The sequence below is a fragment of the Parashewanella hymeniacidonis genome (assembly GCF_016900895.1).
In the GTDB taxonomy this organism is placed as follows: domain Bacteria; phylum Pseudomonadota; class Gammaproteobacteria; order Enterobacterales; family Shewanellaceae; genus Parashewanella; species Parashewanella hymeniacidonis.
In genome coordinates this window covers 1-22761 of sequence record NZ_JAFEUN010000079.1, presented here as the reverse complement: position 1 = coordinate 22761, position 22761 = coordinate 1, and the positions used below count along the sequence as shown (strand labels likewise).

20 protein-coding genes are annotated in these 22761 nt (G+C 38.7%); 12 read left to right on the top strand and 8 right to left on the bottom strand.

The window, feature by feature from the left end:
* Positions 1-992: 992 nt before the first annotated feature.
* Entirely contained in the window at positions 993-2000 is a 1008-nt protein-coding gene (locus JQC92_RS15220) for an isocitrate dehydrogenase (protein ID WP_205000438.1), read from the bottom strand.
* Between the two features lie 375 nt (positions 2001-2375).
* Here JQC92_RS15220 and JQC92_RS15215 point away from each other — a divergent pair, with 375 nt between their 5' ends.
* Both JQC92_RS15215 and JQC92_RS15210 read left to right on the top strand, forming a co-directional pair.
* Positions 2376-3506 (top strand): hypothetical protein, encoded by a 1131-nt coding sequence (locus JQC92_RS15215; protein ID WP_205000437.1) that lies wholly within the window; start codon positions 2376-2378, stop codon positions 3504-3506.
* A gap of 113 nt (positions 3507-3619) precedes the next feature.
* Positions 3620-6406, top strand: a complete 2787-nt coding sequence (locus JQC92_RS15210) for a prolyl oligopeptidase family serine peptidase (RefSeq protein WP_205000436.1) — start codon at positions 3620-3622, stop codon at positions 6404-6406.
* Positions 6407-6469: 63 nt separating this feature from the next.
* Here JQC92_RS15210 and JQC92_RS15205 read toward each other — a convergent pair whose 3' ends face one another.
* On the bottom strand, positions 6470-7054 hold the full coding sequence (locus JQC92_RS15205; RefSeq protein ID WP_205000435.1) for a hypothetical protein: 585 nt from the start codon (positions 7052-7054) through the stop codon (positions 6470-6472).
* Positions 7055-7242: 188 nt separating this feature from the next.
* A complete protein-coding gene (gene plsY, locus JQC92_RS15200) occupies positions 7243-7857 on the bottom strand; it encodes a glycerol-3-phosphate 1-O-acyltransferase PlsY (RefSeq protein ID WP_205000440.1) in 615 nt (204 codons plus the stop codon).
* Between the two features lie 287 nt (positions 7858-8144).
* On the opposite strand from plsY, the gene folB reads away from it, so the two are divergent.
* From folB to JQC92_RS15185, 3 genes are read left to right on the top strand one after another with little or no spacing between them, the layout of a single operon-like run.
* Positions 8145-8501, top strand: a complete 357-nt coding sequence (gene folB, locus JQC92_RS15195) for a dihydroneopterin aldolase (protein ID WP_205000434.1) — start codon at positions 8145-8147, stop codon at positions 8499-8501.
* A gap of 2 nt (positions 8502-8503) precedes the next feature.
* Positions 8504-8995, top strand: coding sequence for a 2-amino-4-hydroxy-6-hydroxymethyldihydropteridine diphosphokinase (gene folK / locus JQC92_RS15190; protein ID WP_205000433.1), 492 nt, complete (start codon positions 8504-8506; stop codon positions 8993-8995).
* Between the two features lie 7 nt (positions 8996-9002).
* Complete coding sequence (locus tag JQC92_RS15185) at positions 9003-9806, top strand: undecaprenyl-diphosphate phosphatase (protein WP_205000432.1); 804 nt, start codon at positions 9003-9005, stop codon at positions 9804-9806.
* A gap of 109 nt (positions 9807-9915) precedes the next feature.
* Here JQC92_RS15185 and JQC92_RS15180 read toward each other — a convergent pair whose 3' ends face one another.
* Positions 9916-10182 (bottom strand): Lpp/OprI family alanine-zipper lipoprotein, encoded by a 267-nt coding sequence (locus JQC92_RS15180; RefSeq protein ID WP_129947996.1) that lies wholly within the window; start codon positions 10180-10182, stop codon positions 9916-9918.
* A 220-nt stretch (positions 10183-10402) separates the two neighbouring features.
* The gene (locus JQC92_RS15175; protein ID WP_205000431.1) at positions 10403-11635 is read right to left on the bottom strand and encodes a multifunctional CCA addition/repair protein; all 1233 of its coding nucleotides are present in this window, start codon (positions 11633-11635) and stop codon (positions 10403-10405) included.
* 406 nt (positions 11636-12041) lie between these two features.
* On the opposite strand from JQC92_RS15175, the gene JQC92_RS15170 reads away from it, so the two are divergent.
* Entirely contained in the window at positions 12042-13682 is a 1641-nt protein-coding gene (locus tag JQC92_RS15170; protein ID WP_205000439.1) for an ExeA family protein, read from the top strand.
* A 6-nt stretch (positions 13683-13688) separates the two neighbouring features.
* Positions 13689-14756, top strand: a complete 1068-nt coding sequence (locus JQC92_RS15165; protein WP_205000430.1) for a general secretion pathway protein GspB — start codon at positions 13689-13691, stop codon at positions 14754-14756.
* 11 nt (positions 14757-14767) lie between these two features.
* On the opposite strand, the gene JQC92_RS15160 is transcribed toward JQC92_RS15165, so the two are convergent.
* The 3 genes from JQC92_RS15160 to nhaD form a co-directional block, all read right to left on the bottom strand.
* Complete coding sequence (locus JQC92_RS15160) at positions 14768-15316, bottom strand: DUF6624 domain-containing protein (protein ID WP_205000429.1); 549 nt, start codon at positions 15314-15316, stop codon at positions 14768-14770.
* A gap of 67 nt (positions 15317-15383) precedes the next feature.
* Entirely contained in the window at positions 15384-15560 is a 177-nt protein-coding gene (locus tag JQC92_RS15155; protein WP_205000428.1) for a hypothetical protein, read from the bottom strand.
* Positions 15561-15643: 83 nt separating this feature from the next.
* Positions 15644-16891 carry a sodium:proton antiporter NhaD gene (gene nhaD, locus JQC92_RS15150; protein ID WP_205000427.1) on the bottom strand — a complete coding sequence of 416 codons (1248 nt, stop codon included), beginning with the start codon at positions 16889-16891 and terminating at the stop codon, positions 15644-15646.
* Between the two features lie 379 nt (positions 16892-17270).
* Between nhaD and JQC92_RS15145 the strand changes: the two genes are divergently transcribed.
* From JQC92_RS15145 to JQC92_RS15125, 5 genes are all read left to right on the top strand, one after another.
* Positions 17271-17609: a hypothetical protein gene (locus tag JQC92_RS15145; RefSeq protein ID WP_205000426.1), complete on the top strand. Its 339-nt coding sequence runs from the start codon at positions 17271-17273 to the stop codon at positions 17607-17609.
* Between the two features lie 55 nt (positions 17610-17664).
* Positions 17665-18054, top strand: a complete 390-nt coding sequence (locus JQC92_RS15140) for a hypothetical protein (protein WP_205000425.1) — start codon at positions 17665-17667, stop codon at positions 18052-18054.
* Positions 18055-18160: 106 nt separating this feature from the next.
* On the top strand, positions 18161-21253 hold the full coding sequence (locus tag JQC92_RS15135) for an efflux RND transporter permease subunit (RefSeq protein ID WP_205000424.1): 3093 nt from the start codon (positions 18161-18163) through the stop codon (positions 21251-21253).
* Positions 21250-22305, top strand: coding sequence for an efflux RND transporter periplasmic adaptor subunit (locus JQC92_RS15130; RefSeq protein WP_205000423.1), 1056 nt, complete (start codon positions 21250-21252; stop codon positions 22303-22305). Before JQC92_RS15135 ends, JQC92_RS15130 begins: the two co-directional genes overlap by 4 nt.
* A gap of 95 nt (positions 22306-22400) precedes the next feature.
* The gene (locus tag JQC92_RS15125) at positions 22401-22664 is read left to right on the top strand and encodes a hypothetical protein (protein WP_205000422.1); all 264 of its coding nucleotides are present in this window, start codon (positions 22401-22403) and stop codon (positions 22662-22664) included.
* Positions 22665-22761 lie beyond the last annotated feature (97 nt).

Sequence of the window (22761 nt, the reverse complement as noted above, 5' to 3'; positions counted from 1 at the left end):
TTAAGCTTGTCGATGAGTCCTGCGGCAATACCGAGGTGATCTAATGGAATACTTCTAATTTCTGCGGCTGTAATCATAGAAAGACTCAGAAACTGAATAAGTAGGTAATTATGCTTAAAATGTAACCGTTCGTCTGTGATCTATTCGCTATATGTGTTGTGATCTTTCTACCTAGGTTTCCTGTGAGTAATTATTGTTGAATGTTAGGAGATCTCTGTGCGAAATGTCAGAATAAGTTCAATTTATGTCAAATTTGTGTAGAAGAGTCAGAATCTAAGTTGTTTCCATGAGGTGCTAAATGAATTATCAATTTGTAGACCTGACTGCTGTAAAAATTTTGAAGTAAGTGATGGAAGCTGAAGTGAATTCATGTCAATATTTACTTGAGAGTTAGTGTGTTATTGTTTTTGTCTTTGTCTAAGCAACAAGATTATAACACATTAACGCTCGTCTTTTATTTATATATCAACCACATACAGATTTAAATGTGTCAATTTTGAACTCCGAAACTTGAGTAAATAAAATGGATATGAAATCTGATGAAGAGGGTTATTTAAAGTACAAATTAGGTTCTCTTCGTGGAGTTAGATTGAAGCTAAACCCTTTATTTAGGCAATTTACTTTGGTACATAGAAATGTAGATAGCTCATTTCGCAATTTTATACCCATGATACTTGAAGATGCATGTTTCAGGACTTTTTCAGCGCCAATTCTTTGAGGCGCATTAGCGAAGGAATATCGGGATTCTTTCGAGCTAATGTAACAAAGAATAATTGTCGCTGAGAAGTCCACGAAGTGCGAGTTGCACAGCGTGTTACTCTGTGTTGCCAGTGCTAACAATAGCTCACTATTGCCGCACACTGTTGCCTTGATTGACAAGCTGTGCATTCTCGCTGAAATCGAGCATCTTCAGGTATCATAATGGGTATATAGAGACATAAAAAAGCCCAATACAAAATTGGGCTTAAATATATTTTCTTTAGTGATATCGATTATAGCCTTTCTAAAACTGCATCAGTAAAATCTGTAGTACCATGGGTACCACCTAAATCACGTGTTGTTCGGTCGCCTGACTCAATAACATCAGCAACAGCATTACGGATTTTGTCAGCTTTATCAGCCATGCCTAAGTGCTCAAGCATTTGGATAGAAGCTAAAATAACGGATGTTGGGTTTGCTAAGTTTTTACCTGCAATATCAGGAGCACTGCCGTGAACGGCTTCAAAGATTGCAGCATCCTTACCAATGTTAGCACCAGGAGCCATACCTAAACCACCAACAAGACCAGCGCATAAATCAGAAAGAATATCGCCGAATAAGTTCGTTGTAACAATCACATCGAAATTTTCAGGATTCATCACTAATTTCATGCACGTTGCATCAACGATCATTTCTTCAGTTTCGATATCAGAGTAACGCTCACCCACTTCTCTAGCAACTTTAAGGAATAAGCCTGAAGTTGACTTCATGATGTTTGCTTTATGAACAATCGTAACTTTTTTACGGTTTTCATTGCGAGCAAGTTCATAGGCGAAAACAGCAATTTTTTCTGCGCCTTCACGAGTGATGATACTTGTTGCTTCAGCAGTACAACCGTCGTCAGAAACTTTTTGCCCTAGACCTGAATACATACCTTCAGTGTTTTCACGAACAGTAATGATATCGATATCTTTATAACGCGCTTGTGTACCGTTAAGTGAAAGTACTGGGCGTACATTCGCATAAAGTGAAAACTTTTTACGAAGTGTAACGTTAATAGAAGTAAAGCCACCGCCAACGGGTGTGGTTAATGGGCCTTTCAAAGTTATCTTGTTTTTTTCTATTAGATCAAGTGTTTTCTGAGGTAATAACTCATCGTGTTTTTCCAGAGCAACTAAACCTGCATCAGCAAATTCATATTCAAAATCACAGCCAACTTTATCTAAAATTTTCAAAGCTGAATCAATAATGCTAGGACCAATTCCATCACCTGGAATTACGGTAATTGTACGTTTTGACATTTAAAATCCTTGGACAACGTTGTCGTTACTACTTTTATGCTCAATATCGACCCCGTATTATTATCTGTATCTCTACTGAGCTTGTACCTGAGGTATGACCACGTATTGTAAACAAATTTCACATTTTTTTACAGCGGATAGTGAGCAAGATCGAATAATTAATGATTTATTTGAAGTTTGTTTGCGGTCTATCAAAGGCTATAAAGGTAAACAAAGTTTAATGCGATTTGCTTGTTAATTAATACAATTTTGTTGAAACTTAAATTATATAAGTGAATTAAGGATTTATTTATGCCTTTCTTTAGCCCTACATTAACAGTTTATGGCACGATGAAGTGGACTTCTTCTGAACATAGAAGAGGGAAAGAGCTGTATATGATCAGTAATATGAAGGAGCAAGTTAAAGATGTATTAAATAAGAAACGAACAAGTAATGAAAGGTATGTTTCAGCGAAGTTTTCTTTCACCTGTGACAGTGATGGAAGAAAAACAACAAAAACTTATAAGATAACGGCCGATTTTAATGATCCTGCAAATCTAAGAGTTAAAAGGACTGGATTTAAAGCTGCTATTGTTAGCTTTTTCTGTTTTGGGGGGAAATTATCCAGTAAGTTGGCAGAAGTGCTTGTTCAATATATACATCCTTTATCAAGCGGAAGTCTAAGTTCGCAAAGCGCAAGTTCGAATACTGTTTCTTCCCAGAGACGAACATCAGTGGCGGAGCAATCTGATGGCAGTTCTCAGCAAGATGTTTCGCTTCATCACCCTTCGAGTAGACCTTTACCTGTTTCTTCCTCTAATAGTGATGTTATTTCGCCTGAAAATATTCAAGTACAACCTCACCACTTGAAATTTCTGTCTGGTGCAGAAAAAGATTATGACGGTAAACCATTATGTGATCGTTTTTTATATCTAGGCTTGCTATTGGGGATGACGCTTGAGGATATCATCGCCAGGGCACTGGATATAAAGAATCAGTCTGAAAGTAATGATAAAAGAATGAAAAGAATCACCCATTTTGCTATTGAAGCAGGGTTTACTTGCAGGGAGTTTTACCATTTACTAGAAATGACAAGAACAAAGAGTTGTGTTCAAATTAATAGGGCAATCGATAAGGTGGGAATCGAACGTTCACTTCCATTACCGCAAGAGTCAGAAGAAAAATTAAACAAATTAGATTCAAAATCACAATTAGTGGACTTTAGGAAGCTTGTAGCTGTCAAAGTTGAAGGAGAGAGAGGGAAGCATGAAAATGTAAATATACTTGAGGCATTGCTACTCAGAACAACTCATGTTGCCCTCTCTTTTAATATAGATAATCACAGGCTTGAACAATTAAAAGCGGACTCAAATAATGATGATTATGTTTTATTGGCTTTGATACTTTGTGAAATAAAAATTAACAACCCTAACTTATCTTGGCAACAGTTCCGAGATAAGTTACATTCAAATCAATACCTTCAAAAAGATACAAGCTTATTCTCTGCACTTGATACATTGTGTTAAAAAATATGGCCGTATAAAAACTTACAAAATACAATTATTTTCTTAATTACTACTCTTCTCCTGAATCTGTATAATCATATAACCCATTATGAATAACTATAAGAGAGGATAAGGTGAAGCTCACTAGTCTTGCTGCTGCGATATTAATCTCAGCCTCCATTACTGCAGCGCCTTCAACCCAAGCTGCCAAGCCGATTTCTTTAACTGACATCATGCACTTCGAATCGCTAAAAAGACCTGTTATTGCAGACAATGGTATTACTTTAGCTGTTGAAGCTGCGCCAGATCGTGGTGACAGTAAAGTGATTGTTAAGCTATTAAATAGCGAAAAGACGTTCGATATAAAAGGTGCAGCTAAACCAAAAGTTAGCTCTGATGGTCGTTTTGTCGCAATGGTTAAAAGTGTGCCACTGTTAGACTCTGAAAAAGCGAGTAAAAAAGAAAAGAAAAAGCTAAAAGCTGGCCTGATCTTACTTGATACTCAAACGGGTGAGCAAAGCACTTTTGAAAAAGTAAAATCATTCGCTTTTAATAAACCCGGCAGCCATCTTATTATTCAATTTGATAGCCCAGTTAAGCAAGATAAGAAAGCGGATAAGAGTGACAAAGAAAAAGCGAAATCAGACGTAAAAGTTGATAAGTTTGATAAAGGCTTTCCTGTTCGTTTAGTTTCTCTATCGAACAAATCAGAAAAGAACTTTAAACAGGTTACTAACTATCATTTTAGTGAAAATGGTGCAGAGTTCGTTGTTGCTGAAAATGATATTCAATCAGCTTCGCACCAACTTAGTTTTGTCGATTTAGCTACAGATAAATCATATAAAATCTTCTCATCAGACACTATGCAAATCGGCGAAACAGCCGTTGCAAATAACGGTGAGTGGTTAGCGTTTACGACGGGTAATGCCGATGATGCACCTTATGGACGTGAGTATCACCTAAATCTATTCAATTTAAGAACTCAGCGAGCTAGCAAGGTTGAAAACTCTAATGAGTGGAAATTGAATCGTTATTCAAAGCTGAACTTCTCAAAAAATAGTGAGCAACTTTTATTTGGCCGCATTCCAGAAGTGAGCCAGCAGTTGTCTGTCCCTAAAGTGAAAAGTGAGAGTGACCTTTATAGTGAAGACGTTATTACTGGGCAGAAGAACCTAAGAGTTTGGAATGGTGAAGACCCACTCATCAAGCCAAATGAAGTAAAGCAATATAAAAAAGAGCTTAAGAGAACTTATTTAGCGAGTCTTAACCTAGAGTCTCAGAAAGTTATTCAGCTTGCAGATCTTAATGTCCCTGAAGTTACGGTTACCGATTCTTCTGATATTGCAATCGGGCAATCAAATCTTCCGTATCGTAAAATGATCACATGGGCAGGCTTTTATCGAGATGTTTATCTCGTAAATAAAAGTACGGGTAAAAAGAGCAGAGTACTGACCCAATATCCAACCTACTGGAAACCAAGTTTGTCACCGAATGGCCAATACATGGCTTATTATCGTCAAGGTCAAATCTATCTTTATGATGTTGCAAAAAAAGCTCGTAAAAACGTAACTGAAAAGCTAGGCGTAGGCTTTGCAAATGAAGATCATGATTATCCATCTGCTGCACCGGGTTATGGTTTTGGACCTTGGGTAAAAGGTCAAAATTCAGTATTAGTTTACGATAAATATGACGTTTGGAAGCTGGATGCAGAAAGTGGAAAAATGACTAACCTGACCAAAGGTCAAGGTCGTAAACATGGTGTGCAGTATCGGGTTACAGGGTTACCAAAAAAAGACGTTCCAGTACAGTTAGCGGCAAACCAGCCAGTGCTATTGAAAGGATATAATGAACGTACTAAATCCGATGATTTTTATCGTTTAAATTTAGCTGGTGGCGTTAAGCAATTGACCTCTGAACCAGTCAAAATTAAAGTGCTTGCTAGAGCAAAAGATGCAAATACTTTAGTGTACTCAAAAGAGCGTTACGACTTATTCCCAGATCTATATACCTCTAACTATCTGGAGCCACAGCAAGCGACTCAACAGACGTTTTTAAATAAACAGACTAAAGCGTTTGATTGGGGACAAGCAGAATTAGTGCATTGGACCAATGGTGACGGTAAACCTCTAGACGGTGTGTTAATCAAGCCAGCTAACTATAAGCAAGGACAGCGTTTACCTGTCTTAGTCTATTACTATCGCTTTATGAGTCAGCGTTTACATGCTTTCCCACAAATGAAAATTAACCATCGTCCTAATTTTGAATGGTATGTAGAGAACGGCTATGCGGTCTTTTTACCGGATATCCGTTTTGAAGTTGGATACCCTGGACCATCATCAGTGCAAGCACTTGTTTCTGGTGTTCAGCATCTAATCAACCTTGGTATTGCAGATCCTAAAGCCATTGGTATTCAAGGCCATTCTTGGAGTGGTTATCAAACTGCTTATGCCGTTACTCAGACCAATATTTTTAAAGCCGCAGTCGCCGGAGCACCAGTATCGAATATGACAAGTGCTTACAGTGGTATTCGCCATGGCAGTGGTTTAGCGCGCCAGTTTCAATATGAAACAGGACAAAGTCGTATTGGAGAAAGTTTATTTGATGCACCACAAAAGTACATAGAAAACTCCCCAGTATTTTATGCCGAGCGCATTCATACGCCGATGATGATCATGTTTGGCGATAAGGACGATGCAGTACCATGGGAGCAAGGTATAGAGCTTTATTTAGCGATGCGCCGTGCAGGTAAAGATGTTGTGTTTTTGCAGTATCAAGATGAGCCTCATCACTTGAAGAAGTACCCAAACAAACTGGATTACACCATCAAGATGAAACAATACTTTGACTATTATTTAAAAGGAGCGCCTGCACCTAAATGGTTAACTAAAGGTGAAGCGTATTACGAGTATAAAAAGGATTAAGAGCTAACTCGTTAAGTAAAGCCTGAAGATACTCAGGCTTTACTTTCTCATTAGGTAAATGTGTTAGTTTCCGAATGGTGTCTCTGATTGCTTTTTACTATCGGAAATAAATTTATTTAATATGACTTCTAAATCTATCCCATCTACAATAGTTTTTACGCTCGGTTTAATTAGCACTAAGTACGTTCCATTCTGCACAGTTTTAACTTTATTTTCAGGTGTATTCTTGACTATTTGACAGGCAGTAAATAGACCAATACTTTTAGATTTACAGCTATCTGCAGTAACTGCATCATCAGGTGTAGGGTAATCCGATAAACTCTCATTCTGAGATAATCGCGCATAAATTCCGCCACCATTACCTAAACTATAATGATCTTGTGATTCAACAATTAATGCTTCAGCTTTAGGCGTTATTTCAGGAACGGTAATCTGTACATAGATTCCCTGAGTATGTTTTGAATATCCAGATAGCGTAAATCGGCAAGAAGCATTAGAAGGACTCCCTTGGTACTTAGGAGTATTAGCTAAATTTATAACAAAAGGGTTATCTTTTTCTCCTGTTGTGTTTTTTAAAGAAACAGGAAGAAACGAACTGCATTGTGTTGTCTGAGCGAATGAAGGGACAGTGAACCCTAAACCCAACACTAAAATTATAGGTGACCAAAGTTTTTAAAGCATACTATTAATTCCTCATCGTCATTTTCAGCTATAAAGCCTAGCTAAGGAATCAAAAATGTCCTATTAACAAAAGTTAATGTTAAGCTTTTAAGAATTTCAATGACTTGAAGAATATTAAAAACAATTACTCTAATAAATATGTAACTAAATCAAAGCTATTTATTCTTTTTTAATTTATTTTTTAGCGTAAATCTAGACTCGGTACCGTTGAATAAACGGATAATATTGTCTTTATGCCGAATCAATATAAGTAAGCTCAACATAGATACTGGAATGGTAAATCTATCATCAAGCATAGAAGTCAAAATTGGAGCCAGTAAGGCTGCAGTTAAAGAGGCTACAGAAGAATAGCGAGTGATTAATATCATAACTAACCAAGCCGCCATTAAGTAGAGCGCTAAATATTCTCCAATCGGTGCCATTGCACCAAAAGCGGTGGCAACTCCTTTTCCACCTTTAAAATCGAAAAAGATAGGGAAAATATGCCCAAGACACGCAGCAACAGCAACTAATCCTAGTGATATTGAATCAATGTTGAGCTTGTAGCCGATGTAAGTTGGCAAAGCCCCCTTCAGCATATCGCAAAACAAAACCATAGCAGCAGAGCTTGCTCCGCCTATGCGTAAAACATTGGTAGCACCAGGGTTGCCTGAGCCTTGCGTTCTAGGATCCGGCAGCCCTTTTAAGCGGCACACTAATACTGCAGATGATATTGAGCCAAGAAGATAGGCTGCAATAAGCATGCATAGGGTTACGGCGATGACACTCAACATGGTTTCCTTACGCTTGTTAATGTATTATCACGCCACAAAAATGTGGTTAAGGTTCGCTGCTGACAATGAATTTGCAAAATTAAGCTCATTTTTACGACTGAAAAGCATTTTATTCTGTTTTAACACCATTTGGCTCATTATCCTACTCGTGTTTTTAATGAGTAGAAAGTACAAAATGGTTTTTATATACAGGGCAATAAAATAGCAATTTTTTTAATAAACGGCAGCAGTATAACTAAAAATATCCAGATGTCTTATTAGACCTCTGTATAGAAGGAGTTTTAATGGATAAAGTCTTTATAAATCAATTGCAGGTTGATACCGTTATTGGTATTTATGATTGGGAAAAAGAAATCCAACAAAGTTTATTTTTAGATTTAGAAATGGATTGGGACATTTCTCGTGCTGCAAAAAGCGATGACTATCAATATGCACTTTGCTACGAAACTGTATCGAACCGTCTCATTGAGCTTGTTTCTGAAAAACCAATCGAGCTCATAGAAACAGTCGCTGAGTTAGTTGCTTGCTGTTTACTCGACGAATTTCACGTGTCTAAAGTAATGGTTACCGTAAACAAGCCCGGTGCAGTTAAGCAAGCTGCTAACGTTGGCGTAAAAATTATTCGTACTAAGAACTTGTAATAATGGCAAAGATTTATATCAGTGTTGGCAGTAATATTGAGCCTGAAACTAATATTAGGCAAGGTGTTCAACAATTACAGGCATTATTTGAAGAGCTTGAAATATCTTCGATATATTTAAGTGAAGCTATTGGCTTCGATGGTGGTGATTTTTATAACTTTGTCATTGGCGCAGAAACTGCAGCTTCAATTGCAGATGTGAGCTCGGCACTTCGAGAAGTAGAGATTGCAAACGGGCGTTTGCCGAATGCTGTTAAGTTCAGCTCACGTACGCTCGACCTCGATTTATTACTTTATGATGATGTAATTTGCCAAGAACCTGTGCGTTTGCCACGTTCAGAAATTGCATTTAATGCGTTTGTTTTATGGCCACTTGCTGAGATTGCTCCCGATGTTATTCATCCAGAACTGAACGAGAGCATGTTGTCGCTGTGGAACAAATACGACAAATCAGCGCAAGTTTTACGTCCGATAACGTTTAATTGGGACGATTAGGATTTTTATGGATACCTTTCAAGTTATTATTCTTGCTCTAATCCAAGGGCTTACCGAGTTTTTACCGATTTCAAGTTCTGCGCACTTGATTCTTCCTGCACAGATTCTTGGCTGGCAAGACCAAGGTTTATCGTTTGATATTGCGGTAAATACCGGTTCATTATTGGCAGTGATTATCTATTTTAGGAAAGAAGTCTGGCAATTATTAACGGCTTGGCTAACGAGTGTTTTTAAGCAAAAACATTCTGCAGACAGTAAATTAGCGTGGTGGATCATTTTAGCTACAATACCGGCTGTAGGTTTTGCTCTGCTGTTCAAAGATTATGTAGAAACCGTATTTCGCAGTATTGAAGTGATTGCGGCAACGACCATCATTTTTGGTTTACTGCTATGGCGGGCTGACAAGCTCACACATAAAGATTTAACGGAATATCAAACTGGCTGGAAGAAAGCGTTAATTATCGGTATTGCCCAAGCGCTTGCGATGATCCCAGGCACTTCAAGATCTGGTGTAACCATCACAGCAGGTCTTGTCCTAGGATTGAGTCGACAAGCTGCGGCTCGATTTTCATTCTTAATGGCAATCCCTGTTGGCTTTGGCGCTGCTGTTTTCCAAGCGAAAGACTTTGCTGAAACCAGTCATGCTATTGATTGGCACGCATTAATCCTTGGCACTTCAGTTTCATTTATTTCTGCTTATGTTTGCATTCACTACTTTTTAAAACTCATCAGCCGAATGGGTATGACACCATTTGTTATTTATCGTTTGGTGTTAGGTGCAGTGTTATGCGGAGTTATTTGGTTAGGGTAGAGGGTATGGTGACAACATAGAATATTGTTGTCACACGAGGAACTGTCCCTAAATACACTACAGTGTAGTGTGGAAATTATTTAGGGACAGTTCCTTAAAGCATGACATATTACTTCTTATAACGAGTAGCCATGTTATCTAAACGGTCGTTAGCGCGCTTAGCTTCAGCGTGAGCATCCATAGCAGCTGCTTTTGAGTCGCGGCTGTTTGAGCTCAATTGGCCTTGATCTGATTTAAGAGAGTTAACTTCAGCAGTAAGTTGGTCAACTTTGTTGCCTAGGTTGTTAACGCTTTCTTGTAGGGCAGAAGTGTTTGCACAGCCACTTAAAAGAGCAGTAAGTGCAAGACCAGCGATTGTCAGTACTTTTTTGTTCATGGAAAAAATCCTTTACATGGAGGTTGGATTAAGTGCTTCGATTACAAAAAGTTGCAACCGTAACGAACTAATTATGTCATAAACAATCTAAGTTGCCATGATTTAATCAGATTGGCTAAAACTAAACCAATAAATGCTTGATTGCAAGCTAGCTTTTCGTTGTGATCTTATAATATCTATTCTTTTAATATAATCTTAAATACTTTTACATTTCATTTTCTTAGCTGTAATTTTTTGTTGCCTTAAATTGCGAGATTACTTGCTCTCGTTGACGTTGCAATTCATCTTTAATTTGTGACCCTTTCAGCCCAGTATTAACAATGGCTTTTACATCTATTTCATTGGCAATATTAAAGCAGTTTTGTATGTAATCCATTTGCGGATATTCATGATTTTCAAATCCTGTTCTTCCCCGAATATCGGCTTTACATGACAATAACAGTTGCTCTAGGCGATGTGGTTTACGCCAGACGTCCATTTTATCGAACATTTTCAAAATAGTTGCAGGCTTCAATTCCATTGCCGTGTGAATATTTTGGTGCAGATCACTGACGATAATAGCGAGATCACGATACTCATTCGGTACTCTCAGCCTTTGACTGAGTGATTTAATGATCGAAATGCCTTTTTGACCATGACCATGATGTTTAGGTAAGTGGGCTTTTGGGCTGGCGGCTTTACCCAAATCATGAACAAGAGAAGCGAAGCGCACTTGCTTATCTTCAGTCAGCATTGCTGCTTGGGCTAATACCAGCAAAGTGTGAATACCAGTATCAATTTCAGGGTGCCACTTCTCTGGTTGTGGGATGCCAAAAAGAGCATCAATTTCTGGAAATAGTGCGTTAAGCGCACCACAATTTTTTAAGATTTGGAAATAGATTTGAGGCTGGCTATAGCTGAGAGCTTTTTCTGTTTCTACCCAGACACGTTCAGCGCTTAATTCTGTTAATTCGCCTGATGTTGATATTTCTCTCATCAAGGAAAGCGTCTCTGGTGCGATAGTAAATCCCAATTTGGAAAACCGAGCTGCAAACCGAGCGACTCGAAGCACTCTTAATGGATCTTCAACAAAAGCATCTGAGACATGGCGTAATATTCTATTATCGAGATCTTGCTGGCCATTATATGGATCTACAAGTTCGCCACATTCATCTTTTGCTATGGCGTTAATGGTTAAATCACGTCTGAGTAAGTCTTCTTCAAGAGTAACTTCTTGAGAAGCATTCACAGTGAAACCAATATAACCAGATCCTGTTTTTCGCTCTGTTCTTGCAAGAGCGTACTCTTGCTTAGTTTTAGGGTGTAAAAAGACAGGGAAATCTTTACCAACTTGTTGATACCCAAGTTCAAGCATTTGTTTAGGCGTGCTACCAACCACGACAAAATCTTTATCTTTGACTTCTAAGTCTAATAAGGCATCTCTGACGGCCCCGCCAACTAAGTAAATGTTCATCTGTGTCTAAGCTTCTAATTTCAATAATGTTAAGTTTATCATTGTTTGTCAGGGGCTGTTTATCTTTCAGGCTTGAATCTTGTGCTATTTGAGCGTTTGTCTGTCAAGGCATGAACTATGAAGTTGAGCCATTTAATGAATGACTCATAAAGAAGAACTGTGAACGCTCAAAAATATCGGAAACAGCGTAAATTGGTTATTTCTGCTGCGTTATCGCTTACTTATTTGGAGAAACCAAACCGCACAAGCAACGCCTTGAATAAAGCAACCAATTTATCGCTGAAAAAATGATCACGAAAGATAAACCGTCCCTAAACAATTCCTAATTTTTTAAGATAATACTTTGACAATAAAAGGACTTAGCCTTAACTTGTTGGCAGTTCAAAATGATAAGGTTCAACTTTATATGTATCAGTCGTTTTACGGATTAAATGACAGCCCGTTTTCAATTGCACCTAATCCTCATTATTTATTTTTAAGTGATCGCCATCGTGAAGCGTTAGCGCACTTAAAATATGGTCTTGGTGAAACCGGAGGATTTGTTCTGCTAACGGGGGAAGTCGGCACAGGTAAAACAACGGTTTCTCGATCGTTATTAAAACAGTTACCAGAAAACACTGATACAGCATTCATCTTGAATCCAGCGTTAACAGAATTAGAGCTGTTAGCGACGCTTTGTGATGAACTTGGGGTTGAATATGAACAGAATCCCTCGTTAAAACAGCTAACCGATAAAATCAGTGCCTTTTTACTCAATAATCATAAAAAAGGCCGTGATACATTATTAATCATCGATGAAGCGCAGCATTTAAAAGCTGAAGTTTTAGAACAGTTAAGATTACTGACGAATTTGGAGACGGATACTAAAAAATTACTGCAAGTGATTTTAATCGGTCAACCAGAACTGCAAATATTATTGAAACGTCGTGAGCTAAGACAATTAGCTCAACGAATTACTGCTCGTTATCATTTACTTCCGCTTTCAGAGCAAGAGATTGCCTTATACGTTCAGCACCGTTTACATGTGGCTGGCAGAGAAGAACCATTATTTACGCGCAAAGCCATTAAATATTTACATCGACAAAGTGGCGGTATTCCCCGACTAACTAACCTGCTTTGTGAACGTGCTCTTATGGCCGGGTACGCCCAATCTAAGACACCGATTGATCATAAAATGATTATGTTAGCGTCGGCAGAAGTCTTAGGTGAGGATCTTGAACAAAAGCGTTCAATATGGCCTTACTTGGGCGCTGTTGGAGTATTCGGATTTATTTTTGCTGCAACCTATGCCTTTTTCAGTTATGAATCTGATCCTGCAAAAGTGATCACAGCAAAAGAAGAAATCAAAGCTGAAGAGAGTCAGCCTCAGACAAAGACACAAACATTGATTAAAACTGAACCCGAAAAACAACAGCAAAAAAGTTTTGATGAAAACTCAGAGATTCTTACTCAAGCCATCAACCACAGCCGAGATATAAAAACATCTTTTGCGGTTCTATTTGGTTTGTGGGGCAAAGTACCTTACCAGAACCTAACGCCATGTCAGGGCGCACAATTACAAGGGTTGGATTGTCATCAACAACAAGGTGGATGGAAAGTACTGACCGCGATTAATTATCCTGCATTGTTGTACTTTAGAAATCTTGATGACAAGCCTTTTTATGGTGCGGTCATTGCTCGTGATGGTCAACGCTTGAAGCTTCAGTTTGCAGAACAGCAAATTTGGATCACCAGAAGCTGGTTTGAACAACATTATGCTGGAACGTTCGAATTACTATGGCATAAGCCACAAGTGACGCAGAGTGAGATAAATCAGAATGCGTCTTCTGAAGACGTGCAATGGTTAGAAAATCAATTGGCAAAAGTTAATCATCGAGCTCCAAGAATGGTGGACTATTTCGATGTTAATCTAAAGAAAGAGCTCATGCAGTTCCAACAACGTCATGGATTGAAAGCAGACGGCATTGTAGGTAGACAAACTTTTGTACAGCTTAACCTCTATGCAAGTTCTGAAGGTCCAAGATTAACCAATGCGGCGGGGATGTAGTCAGTTATGTCAATTTTATTAGATGCAGTTACTAAGAGTAAGCAGCAACAAACCGATGTAATCGATCCCGCTTTAACACCAAGGCAGCAATACGCAGAGCTCCACAGAAACGACAATTTACCTGTCAAGATTGTTGTTAGTGTTTTAGTCTTGCTTTTGGCAATTGCTGCTGCGTGGTGGTTGGCTAGATCACACAACACTGCAGCTGTGCAAGCGCAAAAGACTTCAGTAAAAGAGTCGGTTAAATCAGCGACGCTGAAAAAAGCACCTCAAGTTGAGTTGGCAAAAGCTAAAATTAAAAATGTCGAAATTGCCGGTAAGTCTGCTTTACCTATTTCTCAGGTGTATTCACCAACGACTGTGCAAGCAAGGCCAAAGCCTGTAAGTGTTCAAACTGCAAATAACGCTGGTACAACGACTGAACCTTTACCTACGCCAAATACACTCTCTAACCAAGCTGCAGAGCAGCAAAATGTATCGTTAAGTGAGCAAAACAGTTCGAGCGAGCAATCGCTACCTCATAAACCGATAATTTTAGGTCGTCAGCCAAGTGAAGATGAGTTAGCAATCATTCACGCTGATACGAAATCAAACCCAGCGGCTTCAAATACTGAGTCAACACTGACGAATCAACAGCAACAAAAACTGTCGCTCGAAGCTCTAAAACGTCAAATTGATGCAGCAGCGACAGATGTCGGTTTAAAAACACAAAAGCAACATAACCAAGATGAATTGGTAAAAGAGCTAAACGAAAAGTTAAGAAATACTGAGCGTGAAAAGTCCATTCAAGCGTCTGATAAAAAAGATTCTATGATGACTGGGTTGCCAAAAACAAAGTATCCAAATATGCCGAGCTATGGTGAGCTTCCTGCAGGAGTACAGCTACAGGTACCAGAGTTTAGTATTAATGCACATATGTATTCGTCTATTCCTTCACAACGTCGTTTAAGTGTTAATGGGCAAGAGCTAAAAGAAGGCGATAAAATTGGCGGAAAGCTGAAAATCCTCGAAATTCGCCCAAGAGATGTAGTGTTAGAAATTGCCGGTGAGAAATTTAGAGTGCCCGCTATGTAAACTAGCATCACCTAAATACAAATAGTGTCAGAAAGCTCCTTTATTGATGGAAGGCCTATATCTTTTCGTAAAAGGGGGAGTAATAAAGTGTTTTCTGTATCGGGTGTTTTCCACTCTCCATTTACACATTTTCCTTGAGTGCCGTAGATTTGCTTTTTGCCTTGTAGTAAGTTTTTTCGATCGACTAAGAAAGCATAATACTTATCTATTACGGCACCAGTTCCTAATTTACTCTTCATGTTATTGATATAATATTTAAAAAACGATTTATCATGTGGGTTGTGTTGTGTAATCAAGAAAGCGGCTCTGTGAGCATCAACTCCCACTTTATGAATTGTAGGAAAACCAAACTTTTTGATGAGTTGTTTTAACTTTTTATGGTTTGATAGGTCCATACGTTTAGCGTCTTCCCAGTATGTGTTGTCACGTCTTATTTTTTGATCTAGCTTGCGCAAAACAAGAAGTTCTGATTTAAATTCAGGAATTTCATTTGAGCTTGAAAATTTGGGGAAAATGGTCAGAGTAAATAAAAAAAGAGAGAGCAAGAATTTGATATTCATAAATTCAATGTCCATATCAATAAAGAATAAAAATCATTTTTAACATTATATGAGCGTATTACTAATATCAATACATTATGCAACTTTCAATTTTCTGTAAAATCAGTGCTGAGCCTTCGCTTTGTAACTGTAAAATACAGTCTCCATATTGCTCTTCAATTTTTTGTTCAAGCCCTTGTTGATAAAAACTCAGTGAACTTTGAAGATCAGTAACGTAAATGGTTTGCACACAAATGAGCTTCATTTTTCTTCCTTGATATGAAAAAGGGTGAAATTTGATATCACCCTATATTCTCATTATGACACTAATACTTCATTGGCTGACTTTTAACCGAAAATGTAATGGCCTACATAAACAGAAAGTACATAACCAATTGAATAACAGATAAATAGAAGAGGGAAGAATTTTGCGTGGCTGGCAAACGTGAGTTCTTTTACTCGACTCATTACCACAACACCAGCAGCACTTCCTATAACGAGTAGCGAACCACCAACACCAACACCATATGTCAGGCCTAACCACTGAGCTGTCGTCAGAGTTGGGTCTGCTTTCAATAATGCAGCAGTGAGCGGTACGTTATCGAGTAAAGCTGAGAACATACCTGTAAAGAAGTTAGAATAGTTAGGGTTATGCTGGCTGTATATTTGAGCTAAGGTGTCGAGCATTCCGATTTGTTTTAGCATGCCCACGATCAACAATATACCCAAGAAGAAAAGTAAAGTATCAAATTCAACTTGGCGAATATACTCTAATATCTTGACCTCACTGCGATTTGGGTGTGCAAGTGTTGCGGTCATAAACATGATTGACAAACCGGTTAAGAAAGTCAAAACAGGTGGGATGGCAAAGAGAATATTAAGCAGCATCGTTAATACAATTGTGCTAAAGAAAAGTACCGTAATAACAACATCTACTTTGTTGTAGGTGTGTTCGACTTTTTCTGTACTGACTGTGCCTTTGAGATTATATGAAAATAAGAATGATAGTAGAATAACGCTTATTGCTGATGGAACAATAAGGGTGACGAGCTCAGACATTTTTACATGACCGCTCAAGAAAATCATGAGCGTAGTTACATCACCGGTAATCAACGCAACACCACCAGAATTCACCGCGAAAATAATGAGAACAGCCATCTTCAGCTTTATTTCGGAACTCAGTTTGAACGTGCTAACTAAACCTAAAGTGACAAGGGAGGCGGTGACGTTATCGCAAAAGGTTGACAGAATTAGTGCGAACAGCGAAACACCTATCATTAGCATTCTAACGGTAATTTGACTCGGGAATATCTTCTGAACAATAACTTGAATCATACCTTTTGAGTTTAGGTAAGCCACAAAAGTCATTGTCGACATTAAGAAAAGCCAAAGTGTGGCAATTTCCAATAAATTATCATTGAGTTCTTTTGAGACGAGCTGTGTTTCTTGAGGTGTACTCGCTGCTACAAATAAACAAACCCAGGAAAAACATCCTAGAAATAGAGTTGTTTTTGCTTTATTTATTCCGGTAATGTCTTCGAAAATAATGGAGATTAAGGCAATAACAGCTAAAGCAATCATGAATATGTTGAACATTATGCGATTCCGCCAATTTTAAAAAAGAGTCTTGATGTTGATTTTAGTGTAGGTTAAATCCTTGAATTTGAGTGACTTCATGTCGAAGATTAAAATCTGATGAATAAGAACATACTATCTGTTCATGTTCAACGAAACTGTAAAAATGGTAATAATTAACAAGGAAGTATTATATTTAATTTACAATTACTTATACGCTATTTTTGAGTGTATTAATTATCGTTAATCTTCATTTTAAGGCCTTAGAAAAAATTCTTATCTCTAATTCCCAATTGTAGAACTCTTTATCGTTAATCAAGGTTAATCTTGCGCAAATATAGAGTTTACGTGTGATGTATATACTTAATCCTGTAGTCACTCAGAATTAGGCTAAATTATTATGAACCGTTATCACGCTACCACCTCATCACTATTAGTAAACGGACAATATGTGTGTAAGAAAGATGCAGGCAATGATTCAATCTATACTAACAATATGAACATGCTCATTGAGCAAGTCGAACATTTAGAGTCATTCGCTCCATTTACAAGTATGCCACTTATTAATGCTTATTTTGTTTCGGGGCTTAATGAACTTAAAGAAGAACATGACGGTGGATTTGCCAAAAAAGCTGGAGTGAAAGGTTTTAAGGTCATCAAAGAGTTTATGGAAAAGGTGAATCCGATCTTAAAACAGGTGTTAGAGTTTGATTTAGTTGATGTACCTCTCAGAAGTTAAAGTAAATCAACTCTATCGTGATGATGATTTTTAAATTGATATAGGAGGGCAGGATATGAGTGTGAACACAATAAGCCATCAAGCTTTAAGAGCTGACTTCCAGCCAGCAGCTTTCAATGGTGAGATACTTACTGAGGCTGAAAGTGAAGCCCTAGAGTTTGGTGGAAAAAATTATCGAAAAAAGGAAGGTGATCAACACAATCAAATTTTTGCTGGAATTTTGGTTGCTCCATTCTTTGAACAAGAAGGAACAGAAGAAGCATTAAACCTTGCGCTTGCATCCATGGAAGACTTTTTTGGTAGTGAGCTCGTTGATCCTAAAGCAACAGTATGGGATGCAGCTGAATTAAAAAATAACTCAGGATTTAGCAGAAAAATGAGTGAATTTATGACTTCAGAGAGTCAGCATAAACTTAGAGTTTTTACTGCGCTTGGACGTGGTTAAGTTCTGTCATTACGTTATAGAAAACCTTTGTAACACTTTGCATCAGAACTTTTAAACCAAAAGAGTAAGATACGTACAAAATCAGAAGTACCAACAAGGACGAAGCGTGAATCTTACTAAAGCTGCTACCTCAAATATTGCAGGTACTATTGTTGCTTTACTCCTTATCACCGTTTTTGGTTTATTAGCCGCCTCAAAACTTCCAATTCAACTACTTCCCGATATTCAGCAACCTCAAATTTCTGTGTTTAATAATTGGCGCAGCGCCGCACCACAAGAAATGGAGTCAAATATTGTTGAACCACAAGAAAATGTACTGAGACAGGTACCGGGTGTGATTGAAATGCAGTCTAACATATCTCAAGGGTTCGGCGGTGTCACTCTTACATTTGAAGTCGGCAGTAATATGCAAGAGGCCATGATTAATGTCATCAATGCCTTAAATCAAACTCCGCCAAGACCACTCGATGCTAATGAACCGTTTATCAATGTGGGCGGTGGAAGAGGTGCCCCAAATCTAGCATCACTACTTATCAGAATCGCTCCAGGCAATGAAAACACCGATTTTGGTAGTTATCAAAAACTGATTGATGATGTTGTTGAGCCTAAACTCAGACAGATAACGGGTGTTGCTAGTGTTAACCTGCAGAGCCGATTACCGAAAGAACTTCATATTCGTTTTGATCCTTATCGGGCCGCAGCACTAGGTGTAACCATTGACCAGTTTAGAAATGTACTTCGAAGAGCATCTGACGTTTCTGGTGGGACAACGAATGTTGGGCGTAGACAATATACGGTTCGCTTTGTGGGGCAGTATCATCCTGACAACTTAGGCCAACTTATTCTTACTTATAATAATGGCCGTCCTGTTTATTTGAATGAACTTGCCGATGTTGAAGTTTCATCGGCCGATCCACAAGGCTTTACCAAACGAAACGGATATCCAGCTTTTTACATCACTTTAGAGGGTACATTTGATGCGAACACGGTTACCGTTTTGGAAGGTGTCAATAAAGCGATAACAGAGTTGAATCAAGGAGCACTAGCTGAAGCGGGTTTAGTGATGGACCTTTCGTTTGATGCTTCAATTCACATTAAGCGGGCAATTGCCTTAGTGAAAGGCAATCTTGCTATTGGTGTGTTGTTAGCTTTAGTTGTGCTGTATCTTTTTTTGAGCAGCTTTCCTGCAACATTAATGATTGCTTCAACCATACCTGTAGCATTATTGGCGGCATTTATTGCACTGGAGGCATTGGGAAGAACATTAAATGTTATCTCACTGGCGGGACTGGCTTTCGCTGTGGGTTTAGTGCTCGATGCTGCAATTATTGTACAAGAGAACATTGTTCGCATGCTGCAACAGGGCAAGCCTTTAAAGCAAGCTGTGCTGGAGGGAACATCACAAGTCAGCGGTGCATTAATGGCATCGACTGCGACCACGGTTGCGATCTTTTTGCCAATATTATTCATGAATGGTGTTGAAGGACAATTGTTCGCAGACTTAGCGTTAACACTTTCTGTTGCGGTTGTTTCCTCATTTGTTTGTGCCGTCACTTTGTTGCCCGTATTCAGCTTATTGTGGCTAAAATTAGGTTCTACAAAGTCTAAATCAGACAGTACATTTTGGGACTCCCTCACCAATAAAATCCAAGCGCTGACTTCAACAAAAAAATCATCTGCCGTTTGGTGTGCTTTGCTTATTGTCGGAACCGCAGTGCTTACGTTTTTGATGATGCCTCGTCCAGACTTTTTACCTCAAGCCAAGTCTGATGGTATTTTTGCTTTTTTTGCTTTGCCACCGGGTGCCAATGTTGCCTCGCTGGAAAAGGAAGTGGGCGAACCTATTATTGAGCGTTTGAAACCTTACTATGAAAAGAAAAAACAGCCTTTTATCAAAGGTTATAACTTTTCGATGTTTTCAGCATTTAACGTCTTATTCATTTACCCGGAAGATCCTACTCAAGCCGATGAAATGATAGATCTGCTTAATAATGAAATTTTAGTAGGTCTGCCAGATACCCAAGCATTTACCAATCGTGGCTCATTATTGCAGTTTGGGTTTAACGGTGGGCGGGCAATCAATATTGATTTGCAAGGGCCGGATATGGAAGCTTTGATGACCGTCGCAGCCTCTGGAATGCAACATGTCAATGAAGCGTTGCCGGGTTCGGTTGTTCGGCCTGTGCCTGGCCTTTCTCTTTCTCAGCCTGAATTACAGCTAGTTCCAAATGAAAGACGACTGGCCCAAGCCGGTGTAGATAAAGCGCAGGTTGCAAGTGCAGTAAGAGCTTACACGTCAGGGTTATTTGTTGGTGAGTATTTTGATGGTAACGAGCGTATGGATGTGTTGCTAAAAGGGCCTGATTGGGATTATCCAGAGCAATTAGCGGCTACGCCAATTTATACATCCGCAGCAGGAATTCAAACCATCGGCGAGCTGACACACATACATCGAACCGTCGGGCCGACACAGCTGCAAAGAGTGAACGGAAAGCGCAGCGTGAGTTTACTCGTTTTTCCGCCAGCAGGTATGTCATTAGATCAAGCGCTAGAGATTTTAAATCAAAAAGCACTGGTTAAGATTAGAACGGAATTACCGGATGGTAGCTCTGTTAAGTTTAGAGGTAGTTCAGATAAACTCGCTGAAACTATACACCAAATGAGTACTAATTTTGCTTTGGCCGTGTTCATTTTATTTTTATTGATGGCGGCTTTATTTAAGTCAGTAAAAGACAGCTTGCTGGTATTATTGTCAATGCCATTAGCACTTTGTGGTGGGGTATTAAGTCTGCGTTTATTGAATGTGTTCAGTTTTCAAAGTTTAGATTTATTGACCATGATTGGCTTTATTATTTTACTCGGGCTGGTGGTTAATAACGCTATCTTACTCGTTGATCAAACACGTCAAGGCGTCAGAAGTGGTTTGGATATCGACCATGCTATCCAATTAGCTGTACGCACTCGTGCTCGCCCCGTTTATATGAGTACCTTAACCTCAATTTTTGGCATGCTCCCGTTAATGTTAGTGCCTGGTGTGGGCAGTGAAATCTATCGAGGTTTAGCATCGGTTATTGTTGGTGGTATGACATTCAGTGCCTTGTTTACTCTGATATTAATGCCGAGCTTATTAAAATTGACCGACACCTTAAATTTTTCATTTTTACCTTGGATGCCAAGTACGACAAGGAGTGAGTTATGAAGTTAAAAACAATCGCACTTTTGGGATTATTGTTAGCTCCCTCAGCATTTACTGCAGAGCAACCTGCAAAGTTAGTCAGTATTGTTGAAGTACAAAATCGACCATTATCACCAAAGATAAATATCATTGGATCAGTGTATTCACGGCAAAGTGCTGAACTGACTGCGGGGATAGAAGGTAAGCTTGAGTGGGTGCAAGATGCTGGTACTATCATCAAAAAAGGTGACGTTGTCGCCCGTATTGAACAGACAAGATTAATGCTCGATAAAGCAAAACAGCAAGCGCAAATTGAGCATGACCAAGTGTCATTAAAAAGGTTAGAACGTAAATACAAACGTTTAGAAAAACTGAATCAAAGTAACCACGCTTCAGGTACTCAAATGGATGATGCTAAGTCACAACGAGATCTGGCACTGGCTAACCTCAAATTAACAAAACTCCAATTAGATGTCATTGAAGATGACATTCGCAGAACCGAGCTTCGGGCACCGTTTTCGGGCATTATCACACAACGTTTACGCCAAGCTGGGGAAGATATTAATCGTGCAACATCAATTGTCTCGATAACCGACCCAGATAGACTTGAAGCTCGCTTACATGCTCCTTTGCGCCACAGTAAACGAGTCAGGGTAGGTGATGAACTTAAGGTTTATCATAATGGTGGTGATTTTGTCGCAACAGTAAGAAGTTTAATACCTGTATCAGACGTTCGCTCTCAAACTTTTGAAATTCGCATGGATCTCCCCATTGGTATTGAAGACAGTTTTAGTGTCGGTGAGTTGATTTCTTTGGCGTTACCTATTGCACCAAAAACACTTACCACGTTAGTACCTAGAGATGCTGTGGTATTACGCTCAAATGGTGCGTTTGTATTCAAAATCGACTCAGAAAATAAAGCACACAAAATTCCAGTTGAGCTTGGTGATGGTGACGGCGAGTGGATTGCTGTGAGTGGTGATATTGAAGCACAAGATAAAGTCGTAATACGAGGTGCCGAGACGTTGCAAGAGGGGCAGCTGGTTAAAATAAGTAAAATGTTAAATTCGGTGTAGGTTAACAATTATTCATGCAGTTTTAATTTTTTTTTCATTATTAATCAGCTACTTCATGTATTATTTCACTGTTAGTTGCATGTGTTGGTGAAGTTATGCTCAAAGTCGAGGTAGGTTTAGGTTCAGGTTCTGAAGTCTCATTTCGTTGTTCCGATATGAATCAATTACACAAAGTGAGTGCTGGTAAATTAGTAGAGTTTAGCGTTGTCGGTGGAACGCGAGGTGAAAAAGCTAGAAAGTATATTGCTAAAGTTTCTCGCAATGAATCAGTAGTTTCATTTCATCTGAAAGAACAAGATGTAGGTGATTTGGAAGCTCATTGTGTTATCGATGGGGTGTTCAGTCTAATTAATGTCTAAATTATTTGTTTCAGGCTTGTTGGTAAACTCGTTACAAATTATGTGTAACAGGAAAACCGTATCGATCTAACTTTGACCAAAATTCTTCCCAATATCC